Genomic DNA, 16,740 nt, shown 5'->3' with positions numbered 1-16,740 from the left:
CCGGGAGTCGTGGTTACGGGACGATGACCGCACGCCCGCGGATCGTGCCCGCGTGCAGGTCCTCGTAGGCCTTCGGGGCGTCGTCGAGCGAGTACGGCTGCACCTCGACGTCGACCTTGCCCGCTTTCGCGAGCTCGAACACCTCGATCAGCTCGCTCCGCGAACCCCAGTACGGCACGCGGACGGCGGCGTCGTAGGCGATCGATCCGAAGCCGATGGTCGCCGATCCGCCGCCGATGCCCACGATCGTCACGTCCGCCTCCATGGCGGCGACCGCGGTGGCCGTGGCGATCGTCGGGTTCGCGCCGACGAAGTCGAACACGGCGTCGACACCGACCCCGCCGGTCAGCTCGCGGATCTTGCCGGCCGCCGACTCGTCACTGATGAGCGTGACGTCGGCACCGACGTGCTTCGCCAGCTCGAGCTTCTCGTCGCTCACGTCGAGGACGATGACCGTCGCTCCGGAGAGCGCCTTGAGCATCTGGATGCCGACGTGACCGAGACCACCGGATCCGATGACGACGGCGAAGGTGCCGGCACCGAGCTTCGGCAGGCTGCGCTTGATCGCGTGGTACGGCGTGAGGCCGGCATCGGTGAGGGACACGTTCTTCACGGGGTCGAGGTCGCCGATCGGCACGAGGTGGCGGACGTCGTCGACGATCATGTACTCGGCCATGGAACCCTGCGCGCCGAGCCCGGGAGGACGGATGCCCTCGGCGGCGGCGTTCGTGCAGTAGTTCTCCTTGCCCTGGGAGCAGTTGAGGCAGTGACCACAGCCCCACGGTCCGTAGACGGCGACCGCGTCACAGATCTGCAGGCCGGTCTCGACACCCTCACCGAACGACTCGATGACACCGGCACCCTCGTGACCGAGCGTGAGCGGCAGCGGGTACTGCTGCGCGAGGTAGTCCTCCTCGGGGAGACTCATGACGTAGTCGTCGGAGTGGCAGACACCGGCGGCGGTGACCTTCAGCAGGATCTCACCCGGCCCCGGTGTCGGCTTCTCGATCTCGACGACCTCGGGGGCCGAGCCGATCTTCGTGTACCGCAGTGCCTTCATGGTGAGACATCCTCCTCGAGCGTCGGAACCGCACGCCGCAGTCGCTCACTAAGCGACGTGTGTCAGATAAGTCTGACCGTTCCAGTATGCGCCTCGATCCGGCGGCCGGCACCCCGTTGACAGCGCTCTGACACCGACACCCGTCAGCGCGGTTCCCAGGCCAGGACGACCTCGAGGAGCTCAGCTCGCGACAGCCCGCTGTCGACCTGGAGGACCGGCTGCGGCAGGGTCGCGAGCCAGGCCTCGTGCGACGCCCGACTCCGGCCGTCGAACGCAGGGTCGTCGTAGCCGCTCGCCCACTCACGGAACTCCCGCCACGCGCGGTCGTCGTGCGGTTCGCCTGCCCGCCGCTCGATCTCTCGGGCCTCCAGGCGCCGCAGCCGCTCCGCCGGATCGAGGGTCACGAAGACGATCGCGTCGCACTCGGCGACGATCTCGTCGCCCCAGCCGGGCATCGAACCCGACAGGACCCACGCCTCGCGCGGCACGAACAGCTCGCGCATGAGCCGCACCCGCTCCGCGTCAGAACGCTTGGTGACGTAAGGCGGGTCCGTCGGCACCCAGAAGTAGTCGTCGGCGTCGGCATGCGGGACGGACCAGTGATCGGCGAGCGCCCGCCCGAGCGTCGTCACGCCACTGCCACTGGCGCCCATCACGTGCACTCTCGATCGTCGCATCCGTCCATTCTGACGCGTCGGGCACTGAACAACTCAGGCGCGGTCGTGGAGCGTCAGCTGGTAGCCGTCGGGGTCGGCAAAGGTGAAGGTGCGACCGAACGGGCCGTCGATCGGCGCCGAGACGATCGCGTGGCCGTCGGCGACGAGGGCGTCGTGGATCTCCTGGACGTCGGTGGCGTGCAGCCAGATCGCCGCGCCGATCCCGGGCTGGTTCACCGAGGCGAGGTCGGCTCCGGGGACGATGTCGCGCAGGGCGAAGGCGGTCGGCGACGTCTCGAAGACGACCGCGTGCGGCGGGCCGGCCTGCGAGCGGACGAGACCGAGGTACTGCTCGTAGAAGGCCTGCGAGGCGTCGAGGTCGGTGACCTGGAGGGAGATGAAGTCGGGTCCGGTGACGGGCATGATGTGCGTCCATTTCTCTTGTGTCAGTTATCTGACACACTCAGCCTATGTCAGAATACTGACATGAGTCAACGCGGGATCGAACTGGACACCTCGCTGGGGTACCTCCTGAAGGAGGCGTCGAGCGCACTCCGCTCAGCCATGGAGGCGGTGCTGCGGCCACTCGGCATGACGATCACGCACTACTCCTGCCTCGAACTCCTCGCCCAGCGACCCGGGCTGTCGAACTCGGAACTGGCTCGCGGCGCCTTCGTCACCCGACAGTCCATGAACGTGCTCCTGCAGGCCCTCGAGCGCGACGGCTTCGTCAGTCGACCGGAACAGGCACCCGTTGGGAAGGCCCTGCCCACTCAGCTGACGCCGCTCGGTCGCGAGCACCTCGCGCAGGCGACCGCCGCGGTGCGATCGGTCGAGGTGCGGATGCTGAGCGACCTGACCGCGGACGATCAGCAGGCGGCGCTCAGCATCCTGCGCAGCATGATCCGCTCACTTCGCGACGCCGACGCCTGACGGCCCGCCTCCTCGGCCGGTCAGTCCTCGAGCAGGGTCACGGCGAACGCCTCGATCCGGTCCGCCACCACGTCCGGCACCTGCCAGGCCGTGAAGTGCGCACCGCAGTCCAGCTCCTCCCAGCTCCGGATGTCGGTGTACGTCCGCGCCGCGTAGGAGCGCGGGAGTCCGCGTTCGCCCGTCTGCACGGCGACGGCCACGGGCACCTCGATCAGTGGGAGTTCAGGCTGCTTCGGGTGGTCGCGATACGGCCGGAACGATGACCCGACGCTCTGCGTGAACCAGTACAGCGAGACCGTGGTCAGCAGCTCGTCGTCGGTCCACCAGTCCCCCTCGCCCGCCCACGCGAGGAGCTTCTCCGCGATCCATGCGGCGAGGCCCACCGGCGAGTCGTTCAGGGCCGTCGCGAGGATCTCGGGCCTGGTGGCCTGCACCCGGGCATAGGCGAGACCGCGAGCCCACTCCTGGTCGTGTCGGTCGAGCCAGTCCTGCTCCTCGGCGGTGAGGTCGCGCGCTCGGGACGCAGATGGGAAGGCGGCGTGCGTCGCGAACTGACCGATGACCGACTCGGGATGGAGCGCCGCGAGCCAGTCGCTCGTCGTCGACCCGACGTCCTCGCCGTAGGTGAGGTAGCTCGCATGCCCGAGCACCTCGGTCATGAGCCTGTGCATGAGCTCGGCGACCACCGGCCCGGTGAACGGCCGGTCCGCGAGGGGCGCTGAGAACCCGTACCCGGGCAGCGAGGGGACGACGACCTCGAAGCCGAGTGTCCGGCCGCCGCCGAGGTCGACCGTGCGTCCTGCGAGTTCCCTCGCCAGCGGCAGCATCTCGACGAAGGAGTACGGCCAGCCGTGGAACGCGATCACCGGGATCGTCACCGTGACGCCGTCCGGAGCCGGTAGCCGCGCGACATGCAGCCGCTGCCCGTCGACCTCCGCCTCGAACTGCGACACCTCCTGCAGCTCGCGTTCGATGCGTCGCCAGTCGAAGCCGTCCCGCCAGTGGCCGACGAGCGTACGTAACCGGTCGAGCGAGAGGGCGCTTTCCTCGCCGGCGTCACCGATCGCGGCGGGGAGGCGAACCGTGTCGAGTCGCCGCCGCAGGTCCTCGAGGTCGGCATCGGGCACCTGGATCCGGAACGAACGCATGCGCTCGACGCTAGGGCAGACGTCCGACAGGGATGAAGATGCGCAGCGACGGTGTTCGATCACGATGTTCGGGTATCATTTAGCTATAGCTAATGATCGGGGAGTCGATGAGTACGCTGATTCGGGACACGATGAGCGCGGCGGGGACGAGCGGGGCCGAACTGGCTCGGCGCCTGCACGTCACGCCTGGGGCGATCTCGCAGCTCTTGAAGTCCGAGGAGGACGCGACGATCAAGCTGGCATCGCTCGAGCGGGCACTGCGCGCCCTGGGGAAGGACATCGTCATCAACGCGGTCGAGTCGTCATCACCCGCCGCTCGGTTCTCGCCCGCCGGAGTCTCCCAGGCGATGAGCGACGCACTCCTCGAGGGAGATCGCACGTTCGCCCTCCGCCTGCTGACGCAAGCGGCGCAGAAGGTCGCAGTCGAGCCCGACCTTGCGACTGATCCGCTGTTCGCCAGACCTCCAGAGCAACTCCCGGATACCGGATGGGACACCCTGTTCCGTGCCCATTACGGCCGAGCACTGCCTGATGCGCTCACCGCACGATGGCCCGAGCTGACGCCGCTGCCCGAGCCATGGTTCGTCTCCCAGTTCGACAGCCTGCGGGAGCGTGCGCGCACCCGCTCGCCGGAGCACTTGCGGCGCCTCAACATCTTCATCGACGAGCAGAGCCTGAGCCGCGCGTGAACCGTGAGCCGCAGTTGGATCCGGGTTTCGTCCGCCTCTACGGCGAAGATTCGATGAGCTTGACGGACAGTCGAGACGACGTGTTTCGCCTCGCCGTGGACGTGTTGGCTGCCGCGAAGCGCTCAACGGGCTGACCGACGCCCCCTAGCGCACGAACGGGAGGCGACCGCCGGTCGGTTCGGGGTCCGTCGCCAGGCGCGCGTGCAACTCGACGTCGAACCGTTCCTCGCCGTACGCGAGCTTCTGGCGTTCGACGCCCTCCGGGAGGAACCCCGCCCGGGTCGCGACGGCACAGGAGGCCGGATTGTTGACCCGATGCCCCAGCTCCAACCGGAAGAGCCCATGCGTGAACGCCCACTCGACGACCGTCATGACCGCACGGGTGGCCAGGCCCTGGCCCCGCGCGTCACCGGCCAGCCAGTAGGAGATCCAAGCCGTCGCGTGTCGTCGATCGATCGCCGACATTCCGACGTTCCCCACGACACCACCGTCGCGGATGATCGCCCAATTCCGACGGTCGTCGGAAGACCGTAATTCCTGCGTGATGAAGCGACGGGCGTCCTCGACCGCCGACAGTTCGGCGCCCCCGAACTGCGGAGCCAGATCGACGTCGGCGATGAACGCGGCCTGCAGGGCGGCGGCATCGTCCGGCAGCCAGGGACGCAAGCAGGTGTCGGGCATGCTGCACAGTCTGGCAGTCGGATCGCCACGACTGCAGCGGTCGCACGGCGACGGCCGGGTCGAGGAGAAGACCTCAGCCGCGGTAGTGCTCCGCCAGGCGTTCGAGTCCCTCGTCGATCGAGACCGCCGGCGTCCAGTGCAAGGCCGCGCGGGTCTGACGCTGGTCGAACCAGTGGGCGGTCGACAGCTGTTCCGCGAGGAAGCGCGTCATCGGCGGCTCATCGGCGCCGGGACGGATGCTCCACAGGCGCTCGACGAGCCCACCTGCAGCCCGGGCGACGCCGGCGGGGACACTGAAGGCGGGCGGCTTCACGCCGGCAGCACGACAGATGCCCGCGAGCAGCTCGCCGACCGGACGCGGCTCACCGTTCGTCACCACGAACGCACGACCGTGTGCCGTCTCCGCATGCTCGAGTGCCGCCGCGATCGCCGACGCCGCGTTCGCGACGTACGTGCTGTCGATGAGGGCGGTTCCGTCGTCGAGCAACGGCAACCGGCCGCGGCGTGCGCGGTCGACGATGCGCTCGACGAGCTGCGGGTCGCCCGGACCCCAGACGAGGTGCGGCCGCACGACGACGACCGCGAACCCGCGACGGTCACGTTCGAGGGCGAGCAGCTCACCCTTCGCCTTCGTCCGCGCGTACTCCCCGCGTGCTGCGTCCGGGTCGGCCGGTTCCGCACCGACACCCACGAGCGCCGAGCCACCGTGCGCGACGGACGGCGAGGAGATGTGGACGAATCGTGAGACGCCCGCGGTCTCGGCGGCGTCGAGGACGACCTCGGCCCCGGCGACGTTGACGCGCTCGAACTCCGCCGGGTCACCCGCCAACGAGACCTTCGCGGCCAGGTGGACGACGGCGTCGACACCGTCCATCGCCGTCTCGACGACCGCCGCGTCGGTGATCGACCCGCGCACTTCCTCGACATCGGCGAGCGCCGACGGGCCGCGCTGCAGGACGCGGACGTGGTGGCCGGCGCGGAGCAGCTCCAACGCGACCTCGCGGCCGAGCATGCCGCTCGCGCCGGTCACGAGGACCGTCACGGGGTGCTCAGCCGTTCACCGGCCAGGATGCCTTCCGCCCACACCGACAGGCGGGTGCGGTCGATCTTGGAGTTGTGGCGGATGTCCGTCGGCAGCTCGGGTACGACGAACACCGCGACGAGCGGCTGCGTCGAAGCGTCCCGCACCTGCGCGGCGAGCTCCGCATCGGCGAGCTGGACCCGCTTCGTACCCGTGGTCGTCTCGACGATCGCGACGCACTGGCGGAGACCCTCGGGGCCGACGCCGACGACGGCTGCGCGGCGAACGAGCGACACGGTCTCGATCGCCTGCTCCGGTCCGACCGGAGCGATCGGTCCGTCCTGGGTCGCGATCACGTGCGGCAGACGGCCCTCGATCCAGAGGCGGCCATCGGTGTCGAGATGCCCGACATCGCCGGTGCGGTGCCAGCGTCCGTCATCGGCGACGTCGCGGGCAGCGGCACGGTCGGTCAGCCAGAGGCGGTCGTACTGCGACTTGAGGTGCTCCGCCGAGATGATGACCTCGCCGAGGCGATCCGCGTCCTGCGTCGGCGCACCCGTGGCGCGTCCGGCCTCATCGAGTGGGCTGATGCGCACGTCGACGCCGCCGATGGGCGTCCCGACGCACACACCCGTGTGCTCGGTGTCCTCGTCGGGCAGCGTTTCGAGGGTGATGTCAGAGACGAGCAGGCACTCGGTCATGCCGTACACCGCGTGCGCGGATGCGTTGGGGAGGACACCCACGAGTGCCGTGAGGAGCTGGCGACTGACGGGCGCGCCCGTCGAGAGCACGGTCCTGACGCCCTGGAGCGCTTGTCGGTCCGCTGCGTCGAGCGCGTCGGCCGTCGCGACCACGTTCAGGATGGCGGCCGGCGAGAGGAACACGATGTCGGCATCCGTCTCCGCCACGGCGGCAGCGACCGCCCGGGCGGTGAGCGTCCGGGGCGCCGAGATGTCCATCTCCGGCGTCGAGGAACGGGCACCGAGCGCCGGACCGAGGAGGGCGAACGGAGCGAAGCCGGTGACGAGTCCCGAATCGGCGGTGATCGCGAAGTGCTCCGAGAGGACGTCACGGAGCGACGACAGCTGGGCGTGGGTGTACTTCACACCCTTAGCCGGGCCGGTCGATCCAGAGGTGTACAGGATCGCCGCGAGGTCGGTCGGGCCGGGTTCGCTGGGCAGCTCAGGCGTCGTGCGGGTGTCGAGCAGGTCCTTGAGGCTGTAGGAGACGCCGAGCGCTGCTGCTGTCGCGCCGGGGAGGCGGGCGGCTGAGACCTTCACGCCGGGCCAGCCGAGCGCCCGGGCTGCGGCGAGCCCCTTGGTCTCACCGATGACGTAGGCGGGCCAGGCACCGCGCACGGCTCGGTGGAGTCCCTTGACGCCGAGACCGGCGTCGGCGACGACCACGACCGCGCCGATGCGCAGGCAGGCGTAGATGACGGCGGTGAGCGTGGCACCGGGGGTGACGAGCAGCGACACGCGGTCGCCGCGCCGCACACCGATGCGATGCAGTCCGGCGGCCAGGCGGGTCACGCGGTCGTCGAGCTGCCGCCAGCTGACGCGACGTGCGGTTCCGGACCCGCGCTGCTCGACGATGGCGTCGCCGTCGTCGGTGCGACGCTGGTCGAGCCGACGCCACAGCGGCTCGAAGCCGCCGTCGGACGCGGACGCCTCGGCGGGAGCAGTTGGCACGGTCTCCGCCGCCACACCTTGCGGCAGGCGGTCGCCGAGCCAGGTGAGCAGCGATTCGGCGACGGGGGCGTCGTCGATGACGAGGTGGCCGGCGCCCTCGAAGCGGTGGACCTCGGCGTGCGGAAGGCGGTCGGCGAGGTCGTCGAGGTAGCGGTCGCTGAAGATCGGATCGCGCGGGCCCCAGAGCATGACGGCCGGGACGCGGAGCTGGGCGACGTCGTCGGCGAGGCGCTCGAGGCGCGGGAAGCTGACGTGGTCGTTCGTCGCGGGGATGTCGGCGACGAACGCGCCGATCCCCCGACGGCGGGCCGGCGACCCGTACGGGCTCCGGTAGGCGTCGCGGACGTCGCGGTCGAGCGGCGGTGACGCGAGGGAGAGCGTCGTGTCGAGGAACGCCGTGGTCTGGACCGATCCGGCACCGAGCATGCCTCGAGCGCCTGCGAGACGCAGCGGCGCGGGGATCGCCGTGCCCTCCGGGTGGTGCACGGCGGTGTTGAGGAGCATCGAGCCGACGAGCTCCTCCGGGTGCTCCGTCGCCCAGCCGAGGGAGATGACGCCGCCCCAGTCGTGGCCGAGCGTGACGACGGGACCGGTGATGCCGAGCGTCTCGGTGAAGGCGGCGAGGTCGGCGATCCGCTGTTCGAGGGTCCGGGTGGTCTCGGTGCGCTCCGACCAGCCCATCTCCAGCTGGTCCACCGCGACGACGCGCCAGGCGTCGCCACCGGAGGACGCCTGCTCGACCGACTGCGTGACGAGCGAGCGCCAGAGGTACGACCACGTCGGGTTCCCGTGGACGGCGAGCACGGTGCCGACCGGTGTCGCGCCGGCTTCGGCGAGCGCCGAGGCGGTGTCGAGGTAGTGCCAGTTGCGCGTGGTGCCGGCGTCGGCCAGGCGGCCGGGGACGTCGATACGGTGGGAGAAGGCGGCGGGCAGGCCGGGCAGACCTGCGGCGCGCACCCCCATGGTCCGCAGACCGACGTTCGCGGCGACGGTGCCCGCTACCACGCGAGTTCCATGAGGCCGGTGTTCAGCCCGGATCCGACACCCATAAGCAGGACGCGGTCGCCCTTCTGGAGCGTGGACTGCTGGTCGGCGAGGGTGATCGGGATGGAGGCCGGTCCGACGTTGCCGAGGTACGGGTAGGTGACCGGCACCCGGCTGCGGTCGAGTGACGCGGCCTTCACCATGGAGTCGGTGTGGATCGACGAGACCTGGTGCGTGATGTAGCGGTCCATCTTGGACCAGCGCCAGTCGTTGCCGGCCGCTTCCTTCCACGCGGACACGACGAGGTCGAGCCCGCCCTTGAGGAGTGCTCGGGCGTCCGTGAACATGCCGTCGACGCTGCCGACGCAGAGGTGGTTGAACTCGGTCGCGGCACGGGTGACGCCGCCGAGGATGCGGTGCCCCTCCGGGTGGCGGTCCGCCGGGCCGATGACGGCGGCGGCCGCTCCCGAGCCGAGCGTGAGGGAGGCGAACTCGCTCATGAAGTCGTCGCGGTCGATGGTGCTGCCGCTCAGGCGCTCGATCGTGTTGGCGTGGACCTCGCTCGCGTCCTCACCGTTGACGATGAGCGCGTACTCGATCTGTCCGGACTCGATCATGGCGGCGGCCATGGTCATGCCGGTGACGAACCCGAGGCAGGCGTTGGCGATGTCGAAGTTGATGGCGGAGCTCGGCAGCCCGAGGCCGTCGTGGATGCGCACGGCGACGGACGGTTCGAGGTGCTGTCTCGTGACCGAGGTGTTGATCATGAGGCCGATCTGCGATGGCGAGATGCCGGCCTCGGCCAGCGCACGGCGTCCGGCCGACACCGTGGCGTCATCCGAGTTCTCACCGGGGCCCCAGTGTCGTCGCTCGACCACACCGGCGACGCGTCGCAGGATGCCCTTCGGGAGGCGGGCGCGTTTCATCGCGGCCGCGAGGCCCTCTTCGATCTCGACCGAGGTCACCACTGCGGACGGCAGCGTGCTCGCCACCGACAACATGGCCACATTGTCGAATCGGGTAGTTGCGTTTCCGGTCACGATTCCTCCGTGCCTCTGACCAGGCAGTCTTGACCGCCAGCGTCTGACGGTACTCCTCTACCCTGAACGTGGACGAATCGTGTCCCCGACGTTGACAGCGGGCGTCCAGCCGGACAGCGCGCGGGGCGTCCGCCTAGGCTGGTGGGCGCGGCCCATTCCGCCGGTGCCGCCCGATCGGAGGATGTCACGATGGTGGTCCGGCCCTACTGGTTGAAGCGTGCGAGCATCGAGGACTTCGAGGCGGCCTACGACCCCGAGACCTGGCCCTCGTACACCGATTCGACCGGGCTGCCGCTGTTGGCCGAGGCGATGTCCAACCAGGATCCGGCGACGCGCGCGTTCATCGCCGGGCGGCTCCTTGACGACGGGGCGGATGCGACGGTCGTCCTCGACGAGGGGTACACGCTGCTGCACGTCCTGCTGGCGCAGCGCACCCGGGACCCCGAGGTCGACCCTCCGCTCGTCCGTCGCCTCATCGCCGCCGGTGCCGACGTGAACCGGCCCGCCGGACGACACCAGCGCCGCCCGGTGGAGGAGGTCGACCACCCGAAGCTGTCCGAAGCGGAGCTCGAACCCTACTACCGTGCGTTCTTCGACCAGCCGGGCCTCGAGCTCCTCGCGCCCGACCCGCACGGGCACTCGGTGCTCGACCGCGCGCGCTCGAGTCGCTTCCGGCGGCCGCAGCTGTTCGACCTGGTGACGGTGTATCTGGATGCGGCCGGACTCGCCCCCGCCGCCGAGGCGGTGACCCGCACGGCGACCTGGCAGAACCTCGACGAGCTCCGAGCCGTCTACACCCCAGGCCTCGCGTCCGCGGTCGACGAGAACGGCGACAGCCTGCTCCACGCCGTCCTGCGCAATCCCGATCTCACCGTCCGATCCACGTTCGTCCAGCAGCTGCTGGCCGACGGTGCCGACGTCGCCCTGCGCACCGCCGAGGGCGACAGCGTCCTCCACCTCGCGCTCGACCGCTCCGGTGAGCGGAACGCCGAGCAGGACGCCGGGGTGCTCGGCGCACTCATCACCGCGGGTGCCGACGTCAACGCGTCCTCACCGGCGAACGGTGTCCCGCTGACCGCACTCGCCGGGCAGGGCAACTTCCCCGAGAACCGACTCGAACCGCTGTACGACGTGCTCCTCGCCGCGCCTGGCCTCGACCCGGCCGTCGTCCTCACCGACGGCCGGACCGCGCTCGACGTCGTCCGCACGGCGCGGCCTCCTCGTCCGGTGCTCCTCGCCCGCCTCGAGGCCCTTGCCGTCTGACACCGGAGCCGACCGACCGCGGGAGCCGCGATCCCTGAATCGGCATTGTCGTGCGCTCACATCCCCGCAGTAGCCTGTGGGGATGACCACCCGCCGCACCCTCGACCAGTCCTCCAAGCTGAAAAGCGTCCTCTATGAGATCCGGGGGAAGGCCCTCGTCGAGGCCGTGCGTCTCGAGGCCGACGGGCACCGCATCCTGAAGCTCAACACCGGCAACCCCGCGATCTTCGACTTCGAGGCACCGCACCAGATCGTGCGCGACATGATCGCCGCGCTCCCCCACTCCCACGGGTACAGCGACAGCCGCGGCATCCTCTCCGCGCGTCAGGCCGTCTCCTACCGCTACGAGGAGATGGAGGGGTTCCCCCGGGTCGACCCGGAGTGGGTGTTCCTCGGCAACGGCGTCTCCGAGCTCATCACGATGACGATGCAGGCCCTCCTCGACGACGGCGACGAGGTCCTCATCCCCGCGCCCGACTACCCGCTGTGGACCGCGATGACGAGCCTCGCGGGTGGCACGCCGGTGCACTACCGCTGCGATGAGGAGGCGGACTGGGCGCCCGACATCGAGGACATCCGCTCCAAGATCACGCCGAACACCAAGGCAATCGTCGTCATCAACCCGAACAACCCCACGGGCGCGGTGTACTCCCGCGAGGTGCTGGAGCAGATCGCCGGCGTCGCACGCGAGCACGGGCTGCTGCTGCTCGCCGACGAGATCTACGACCGCATCCTGTACGACGACGCGGTCCACATCCCGATGGCGACCGTCGCCCCAGACCTCCTCTGCCTCACCTTCAACGGCCTGTCGAAGACCTACCGCGTCGCCGGCTACCGGTCCGGCTGGCTCGTCATCACGGGGCCGCGTGACCATGCGCGGGGCTTCCTCGAGGGCATCACCCTCCTGGCGTCCACGCGTCTGTGCCCGAACGTGCCGGCGCAGCACGCCGTGCAGGCTGCGCTCTCCGGCGTGCAGTCGATCGACGCGCTCATCGCACCGAGTGGTCGCCTGCTCGAGCAGCGCGACGCCACCTGGGCCGGCCTCAACTCCATCCCGGGCGTCTCCTGCACCAAGCCCATGGGTGCGCTCTACGCCTTCCCTCGCCTCGACCCCGAGGTCCACGAGATCCACGACGACGAGCAGCTCGTCCACGATCTGCTCGTGGCGGAGCACATCCTGCTCGTCCAGGGCACGGGCTTCAACTGGCCGGACCCCGACCACCTGCGGGTCGTGACCCTGCCCGAGGAGCGCGTGCTGACGGACGCGATCGAGCGGCTCGGGAACTTCCTGTCGTCCTACAAGCAGTAGGCGCGCGAGCAGCAGCACCGCAACAGGAGATCAGCACCACAGCAGGACGTTCCGGCTCGAGATGTCCTGCTGCCGGGCGGATCTCCTGCCCTAGACGCCGAGGTAGCGGCCCGGCCGGTGGTTGAGCGCGAGGATGAGGTTCAGGAGGACCGCACCGAGCGCCGAGACGAGCACGTTGAGCGGCGGCACGGCGACGAGCGACACGAGCACGACCACGGTGTCGACGGCCATGAGGACGTAGCCGGCACGGATGCCGAAGCGGTCCTGCAGGATGAGCGCGACGATGTTGAACCCGCCGAGGCTCGCCCGGTGTCGGAAGAGGATCAGGATGCCGACGCCGCAGAGCACGTTGCCGACGACGGCCGCGTAGAACGGGTCGATGTGTCCGACCGGCAGGAACAGCGGGTGCACCCCGGACAGGACGGACACGAGCACGATCGCGCCGCCGCTCCGCAGCGTGAACACCCAGCCCTTGCCGCGGATCGCGAGCAGGAAGAACGGCAGGTTGATCGCGATGAACAGCACCGGGAACGGCACGGGCGCGAGGTAGCTGACGAGGAGCGACAGGCCGGCCGTCCCGCCGGTCACCGCCGAACCGGCCTTCAGGATGAAGAGGCCGAACGACACCACGGTGACGCCGACGAGCAGCCCGAGGATGTCCTCGACCACCCCGTGTCGGACCGGAGACGGCGCCGGGGCAGGTGTGGAGGGAGCCTGCTGCGCGCTCGACGTCGCGGCGCTCGGCTGCTGGGTGCTCATTCCGCCAACGATGCGTCAGCTCGTCGTCTTGCGCAACACGAGTAGAATGCAATGGTCATCGTGCTCGATTCCCAGCCCGAGAGTGAGCAGCATGCCTCATCCTGCGACCATCGACCACCTCGACGCGCGCATCCTGACTGCGCTCGACGACGACCCATCCATGACGGCGCTCGCCCTTGCACGCACCCTCGGCGTCGCGAGGAACACCGTCCACGCCCGTCTGCGCCGACTCGAGACGAGCGGCGCACTGGCCGCCCCCAGCCGACGGGTCCGACTCTCGGCGCTCGGCTACCCGCTGACCGCCTTCATCGAGATCTCCATCCGTCAGGACCTCGCGACCGAGGCCTATGCGGCCCTCGAGTCGATCCCGGAGATCGTCGAGGTGCACGCGACCACCGGCGACGCCGACCTCTTCGCGAAGGTCGTGGCACACGACACTGAGGACCTGCACCGCATCGCGGGCGTCCTCCTCGCTGCCCCTGGCGTGGTCCGGACGAACACCAAGGTCTCCCTGATCGAGGTCATCCCGTACCGCGCGTCGACCCTCCTCGATCGCCTCACCGAGGGGCCGTCAGCGCGCTGAGGTCGTCAGCGGGCCCGAACCGTCAGCGCGCCGACCGGGCGCGCACCACAGCGGCCGCGCCCGCGGCGATCGCGACGACCGTGCCGTAACCGAGCACCGTGGCGTGGAGCCCGATGGCCGAGGCGAGCAGGCCGGCGATGACGGCCGGCACGCCGAAGGACAGGTACGCGACGATGTACAGCGCCGCGAACAGCTCAGCGCGTTCGTCGGTCGGCGCGAGCGGGACGAGCGAGGCGATCGTGCCCATGAACGCCGTGCCGAACCCGGTTCCGGCGATCACGACGGCGACCACCGCGACCGGGAGCGACCCGAGGATCAGGGCGACGAGCAGGAGCACGGTCCCGGCGGACAGCGCGGACGCCCCGTAGACGGCCGCGACGACGGGTCGGCGACGGTGGAGCACCGCGGCCGCGACGGCCCCGGCGGCCGGCAGCAGCCCGATGAGGAGTGCCCCTCCGAGCTGGCCGTCCACGCCGAGCTCCGTGTGCATGATGCTCGGCCCGAGGGAGAGGAACAGCCCGCCGGTCGCCCATCCACCGAGCACGATCGGGATGCTCACGACGAAGAGCCGTCGAGCGTCGACCGGCACGGCGGCGCGAGGACGGATGGCGCGCGCCCACCCGGGGGTGCGGGCTGCGGTCTCCGGCACGATCCAGATGGACGCCGCGATGAGCAGATAGGCGATCGCCAGCGGTAGGAACGTCCAGCTCGACGGGTCGGCGACCGTCTGCAGCAGGACGCCCGCGAGGATCGTGCCGGAGGCCAGACCGATCATCGGGGCGATGGCGTTCAGCAGGGTCGCCGCTCGTGGCCGCTCGGGCGGGGCCAGATCGATGATCGTCGCCGACAGCGTGGAGAGCAGTGCCCCGCTGGCGAGGCCTTGGAGCACGCGGGCGAGGTACAGCAGCGCTCCGGAGTCGACGTGCCAGAGGAGCAGCATGCTCGCGGCGAGCACGACGAACCCGGCGGTGATCACCGGGCGGCGTCCGAGGTGGTCCGAGACCGAACCGATCGTGAGGAGCGCGACGAGCAGGGCGAGCGCGTAGGCCGAGAAGGCGATGGTGACGCCGATCGGGCCGATGCCGAGCCGCTCCTGGAGCTCCGGGTAGAACGGTGACGGAGCGCTGGCACCGGCGAGCATGAGTGTGCTGCCGAGCCCCGCGAGGACGAAACCGAAGCGACGGCGCGGCAGCACGGGCGCGCCGTCAGCCGCGGTGGGCACGGGTCGGGTCGGGGGTGACGGGGTCGTCGTCTGCACGGGGCGGGCATCCTTCGGTTCCAAAAATGTCGAACGATTGGACGATACGCGCTTTCCGCTCATTGTTCAACTATTATCGAACCATGCCCGCACCAGCCGATCTCACGCACCCCGACCGCGAGGCGATCGAGCTGCCGGCCGTGCTCTTCGCGCTCAGCGATCCGGACCGACTCGAGATGGTGCGGCAACTCCGGGACGGACCGATGGACGCCGCGAACTGCACCGCCCTCGACCCCACGATCCCGAAGTCGACGAAGTCCCACCTCATGAAGGTGCTCCGCGAGGCCGGCGTCATCCGGAACGAGCCGAACGGTCGCCACCGCACGCTCACTCTGCGGCGTGACGACCTCGACACCCGGTTCCCGGGCCTCCTCGACGCCGTCCTCGACGCCGACTGACGAGCACTCCCGCTCTGGCATTCGCGCCGCATCCACGGGAGCTGCCAGAATTGTCGGCGCGGTGATCGACCGCGCAGACGACGACAGGGGGCTGGGGAACATGGGAACGCTGCGGTACGGGAACGAAGCACTCGAACTCGAGGATCGGACCCTCGCCCATGTGCAGATGGTCGTCGTCTCCAAGCTCCGCAAGGGCGAGGCGTTCCTCCTCTCCTGGACGATCGACCCCGCACACGGCTCGGGCCGCTACGCCATCTGGATCGAGACCGGCGTCCCCATCGTCTTCCGGTTCACCGGCTCACGCCCGGTCGCACTCAACCGCACCTGGTTGCAGGCCATGCTCGACCGCACCTACACGCCGGCGGGGCTCGAGCTCATGCCGGAGACCGACTACCCGGAGCTGTCCGCCGACAACTGACACGGCCACCGGCACGATCCCGAGTAGCACAAGCGATCCGACCGTTCAAGCATCGGCCGTCCGACACGTGCTCGATTACCATCGGATCATCGAAGGTCGGGGACTTCTGAGAGTCGGCTCGAGCGGCGCCTGGAGGGCCCGCAGCGCGCAGTCGAAATCGTCGAAGACATTCGGAGGCGGGCCACACGGATCAGACCGTGCGGCCCGCCTCGCTGTTTCCCCTCAGACCAGGTGGGGAAGACCGAGTGGCCTCCCGGCCCATCGACGCCTCAGAGCCGCGGCTCAGTGCTGCGGCTGCCCCTCGGGCTCGGTGCGGTCGATCGAGTCGACGGCCTCGCGCATGCGGTCGAGGAAGTCGACGATGCCCGCAGCGATCTCCGGTTCGATCCCGGTGGTCGCCTCCATCATGCGGTGGTGCATGTGGCTCAGGGTCTTGCGGACCTCCGAGTCGGCGAAGTCGGTGGTCGAGACGGTGACGCGGCGACGGTCGGTCTCGCTCGGCCGACGGACGACGTGACCCGCCGCCTCCAGGCGGTCGAGCATGACCGTGACCGATGAGGTCTTGATGCCGAGGTAGGCGCCCAGATCCGTGGGGCTGACCAGACGGCGCTCCTGCTTGGCGCGCAGCATGAACCGCAGCGCGAGGAGGTCGTTCTCGCCCATGTGCATCTCGTCGCGGGTCCGACGACGCATCGCGGCCTCGGCGGCACGGTACAGACGCATGGCCTCAAGCATGCGGCGGCCGCGCTCGTGCTCATCCTGTTCGTACCAATAGTGCTGCGCGTCAACGGCTTGGGCGGTCATGAAGTCCAACAGTAGTGGTTCTCGTAACGAGATTGTCTAGCGGAG

The 16,740-nt window shown here is 69.8% G+C and carries 18 protein-coding genes; 7 read left to right on the top strand and 11 right to left on the bottom strand.

All coding sequences use genetic code 11. The annotated features are described in order from the left end of the window. Window positions 1–13: 13 nt before the first annotated feature. The 3 genes from ACLIME_RS15505 to ACLIME_RS15495 all read right to left on the bottom strand — a co-directional run bounded on the left by ACLIME_RS15505 (window position 14) and on the right by ACLIME_RS15495 (window position 2,139). Window positions 14–1,060, bottom strand: coding sequence for an NAD(P)-dependent alcohol dehydrogenase (locus ACLIME_RS15505; RefSeq protein ID WP_411557464.1), 1,047 nt, complete (start codon window positions 1,058–1,060; stop codon window positions 14–16). A gap of 143 nt (window positions 1,061–1,203) precedes the next feature. Further along, window positions 1,204–1,737 carry a hypothetical protein gene (locus tag ACLIME_RS15500; protein ID WP_192004167.1) on the bottom strand — a complete coding sequence of 178 codons (534 nt, stop codon included), beginning with the start codon at window positions 1,735–1,737 and terminating at the stop codon, window positions 1,204–1,206. A 33-nt stretch (window positions 1,738–1,770) separates the two neighbouring features. Beyond that, the gene (locus tag ACLIME_RS15495) at window positions 1,771–2,139 is read right to left on the bottom strand and encodes a VOC family protein (protein WP_411557463.1); all 369 of its coding nucleotides are present in this window, start codon (window positions 2,137–2,139) and stop codon (window positions 1,771–1,773) included. Between the two features lie 63 nt (window positions 2,140–2,202). Here ACLIME_RS15495 and ACLIME_RS15490 point away from each other — a divergent pair, with 63 nt between their 5' ends. Continuing rightward, window positions 2,203–2,649: a MarR family winged helix-turn-helix transcriptional regulator gene (locus ACLIME_RS15490; protein ID WP_411557462.1), complete on the top strand. Its 447-nt coding sequence runs from the start codon at window positions 2,203–2,205 to the stop codon at window positions 2,647–2,649. A gap of 20 nt (window positions 2,650–2,669) precedes the next feature. Here ACLIME_RS15490 and ACLIME_RS15485 read toward each other — a convergent pair whose 3' ends face one another. After that, window positions 2,670–3,797 (bottom strand): epoxide hydrolase family protein, encoded by a 1,128-nt coding sequence (locus ACLIME_RS15485; protein WP_411557461.1) that lies wholly within the window; start codon window positions 3,795–3,797, stop codon window positions 2,670–2,672. Between the two features lie 107 nt (window positions 3,798–3,904). Here ACLIME_RS15485 and ACLIME_RS15480 point away from each other — a divergent pair, with 107 nt between their 5' ends. Beyond that, entirely contained in the window at window positions 3,905–4,486 is a 582-nt protein-coding gene (locus ACLIME_RS15480) for a helix-turn-helix domain-containing protein (protein WP_124768119.1), read from the top strand. Window positions 4,487–4,630: 144 nt separating this feature from the next. Here ACLIME_RS15480 and ACLIME_RS15475 read toward each other — a convergent pair whose 3' ends face one another. From ACLIME_RS15475 to ACLIME_RS15460, 4 genes are all read right to left on the bottom strand, one after another. Continuing rightward, the gene (locus ACLIME_RS15475) at window positions 4,631–5,167 is read right to left on the bottom strand and encodes a GNAT family N-acetyltransferase (RefSeq protein WP_411557460.1); all 537 of its coding nucleotides are present in this window, start codon (window positions 5,165–5,167) and stop codon (window positions 4,631–4,633) included. A 73-nt stretch (window positions 5,168–5,240) separates the two neighbouring features. Further along, a complete protein-coding gene (locus ACLIME_RS15470; RefSeq protein WP_411557459.1) occupies window positions 5,241–6,209 on the bottom strand; it encodes an NAD-dependent epimerase/dehydratase family protein in 969 nt (322 codons plus the stop codon). After that, window positions 6,206–8,884: an alpha/beta fold hydrolase gene (locus ACLIME_RS15465; protein WP_411557458.1), complete on the bottom strand. Its 2,679-nt coding sequence runs from the start codon at window positions 8,882–8,884 to the stop codon at window positions 6,206–6,208. The genes ACLIME_RS15470 and ACLIME_RS15465 overlap by 4 nt, the downstream gene beginning before the upstream one ends. Continuing rightward, complete coding sequence (locus ACLIME_RS15460; RefSeq protein ID WP_411557457.1) at window positions 8,878–9,864, bottom strand: 3-oxoacyl-ACP synthase III; 987 nt, start codon at window positions 9,862–9,864, stop codon at window positions 8,878–8,880. The genes ACLIME_RS15465 and ACLIME_RS15460 overlap by 7 nt, the downstream gene beginning before the upstream one ends. Window positions 9,865–10,092: 228 nt before the next feature. Here ACLIME_RS15460 and ACLIME_RS15455 point away from each other — a divergent pair, with 228 nt between their 5' ends. Next, entirely contained in the window at window positions 10,093–11,166 is a 1,074-nt protein-coding gene (locus tag ACLIME_RS15455; protein WP_411557456.1) for a hypothetical protein, read from the top strand. A gap of 82 nt (window positions 11,167–11,248) precedes the next feature. After that, a complete protein-coding gene (locus ACLIME_RS15450; RefSeq protein WP_056009747.1) occupies window positions 11,249–12,475 on the top strand; it encodes a pyridoxal phosphate-dependent aminotransferase in 1,227 nt (408 codons plus the stop codon). A gap of 90 nt (window positions 12,476–12,565) precedes the next feature. On the opposite strand, the gene ACLIME_RS15445 is transcribed toward ACLIME_RS15450, so the two are convergent. Then, the gene (locus ACLIME_RS15445) at window positions 12,566–13,234 is read right to left on the bottom strand and encodes a YitT family protein (RefSeq protein WP_086472703.1); all 669 of its coding nucleotides are present in this window, start codon (window positions 13,232–13,234) and stop codon (window positions 12,566–12,568) included. Window positions 13,235–13,325: 91 nt separating this feature from the next. Between ACLIME_RS15445 and ACLIME_RS15440 the strand changes: the two genes are divergently transcribed. Then, window positions 13,326–13,817 carry an Lrp/AsnC family transcriptional regulator gene (locus ACLIME_RS15440; protein WP_411557455.1) on the top strand — a complete coding sequence of 164 codons (492 nt, stop codon included), beginning with the start codon at window positions 13,326–13,328 and terminating at the stop codon, window positions 13,815–13,817. 22 nt (window positions 13,818–13,839) lie between these two features. Here the strand turns inward: ACLIME_RS15440 and ACLIME_RS15435 are convergent, their stop codons facing one another. Then, a complete protein-coding gene (locus ACLIME_RS15435) occupies window positions 13,840–15,075 on the bottom strand; it encodes an MFS transporter (RefSeq protein WP_411557454.1) in 1,236 nt (411 codons plus the stop codon). 83 nt (window positions 15,076–15,158) lie between these two features. On the opposite strand from ACLIME_RS15435, the gene ACLIME_RS15430 reads away from it, so the two are divergent. Beyond that, entirely contained in the window at window positions 15,159–15,473 is a 315-nt protein-coding gene (locus ACLIME_RS15430; protein WP_064295809.1) for an ArsR/SmtB family transcription factor, read from the top strand. Between the two features lie 100 nt (window positions 15,474–15,573). Beyond that, window positions 15,574–15,891: a hypothetical protein gene (locus ACLIME_RS15425; RefSeq protein WP_086472701.1), complete on the top strand. Its 318-nt coding sequence runs from the start codon at window positions 15,574–15,576 to the stop codon at window positions 15,889–15,891. A gap of 282 nt (window positions 15,892–16,173) precedes the next feature. Here ACLIME_RS15425 and ACLIME_RS15420 read toward each other — a convergent pair whose 3' ends face one another. Next, a complete protein-coding gene (locus tag ACLIME_RS15420) occupies window positions 16,174–16,695 on the bottom strand; it encodes a MarR family winged helix-turn-helix transcriptional regulator (protein WP_411557453.1) in 522 nt (173 codons plus the stop codon). Window positions 16,696–16,740 lie beyond the last annotated feature (45 nt).

Source organism: Plantibacter sp. MPB07 (assembly GCF_046619465.1).
GTDB lineage: Bacteria > Actinomycetota > Actinomycetes > Actinomycetales > Microbacteriaceae > Plantibacter > Plantibacter auratus.
This window is presented reverse-complemented; position numbering and strand designations above follow the sequence as displayed.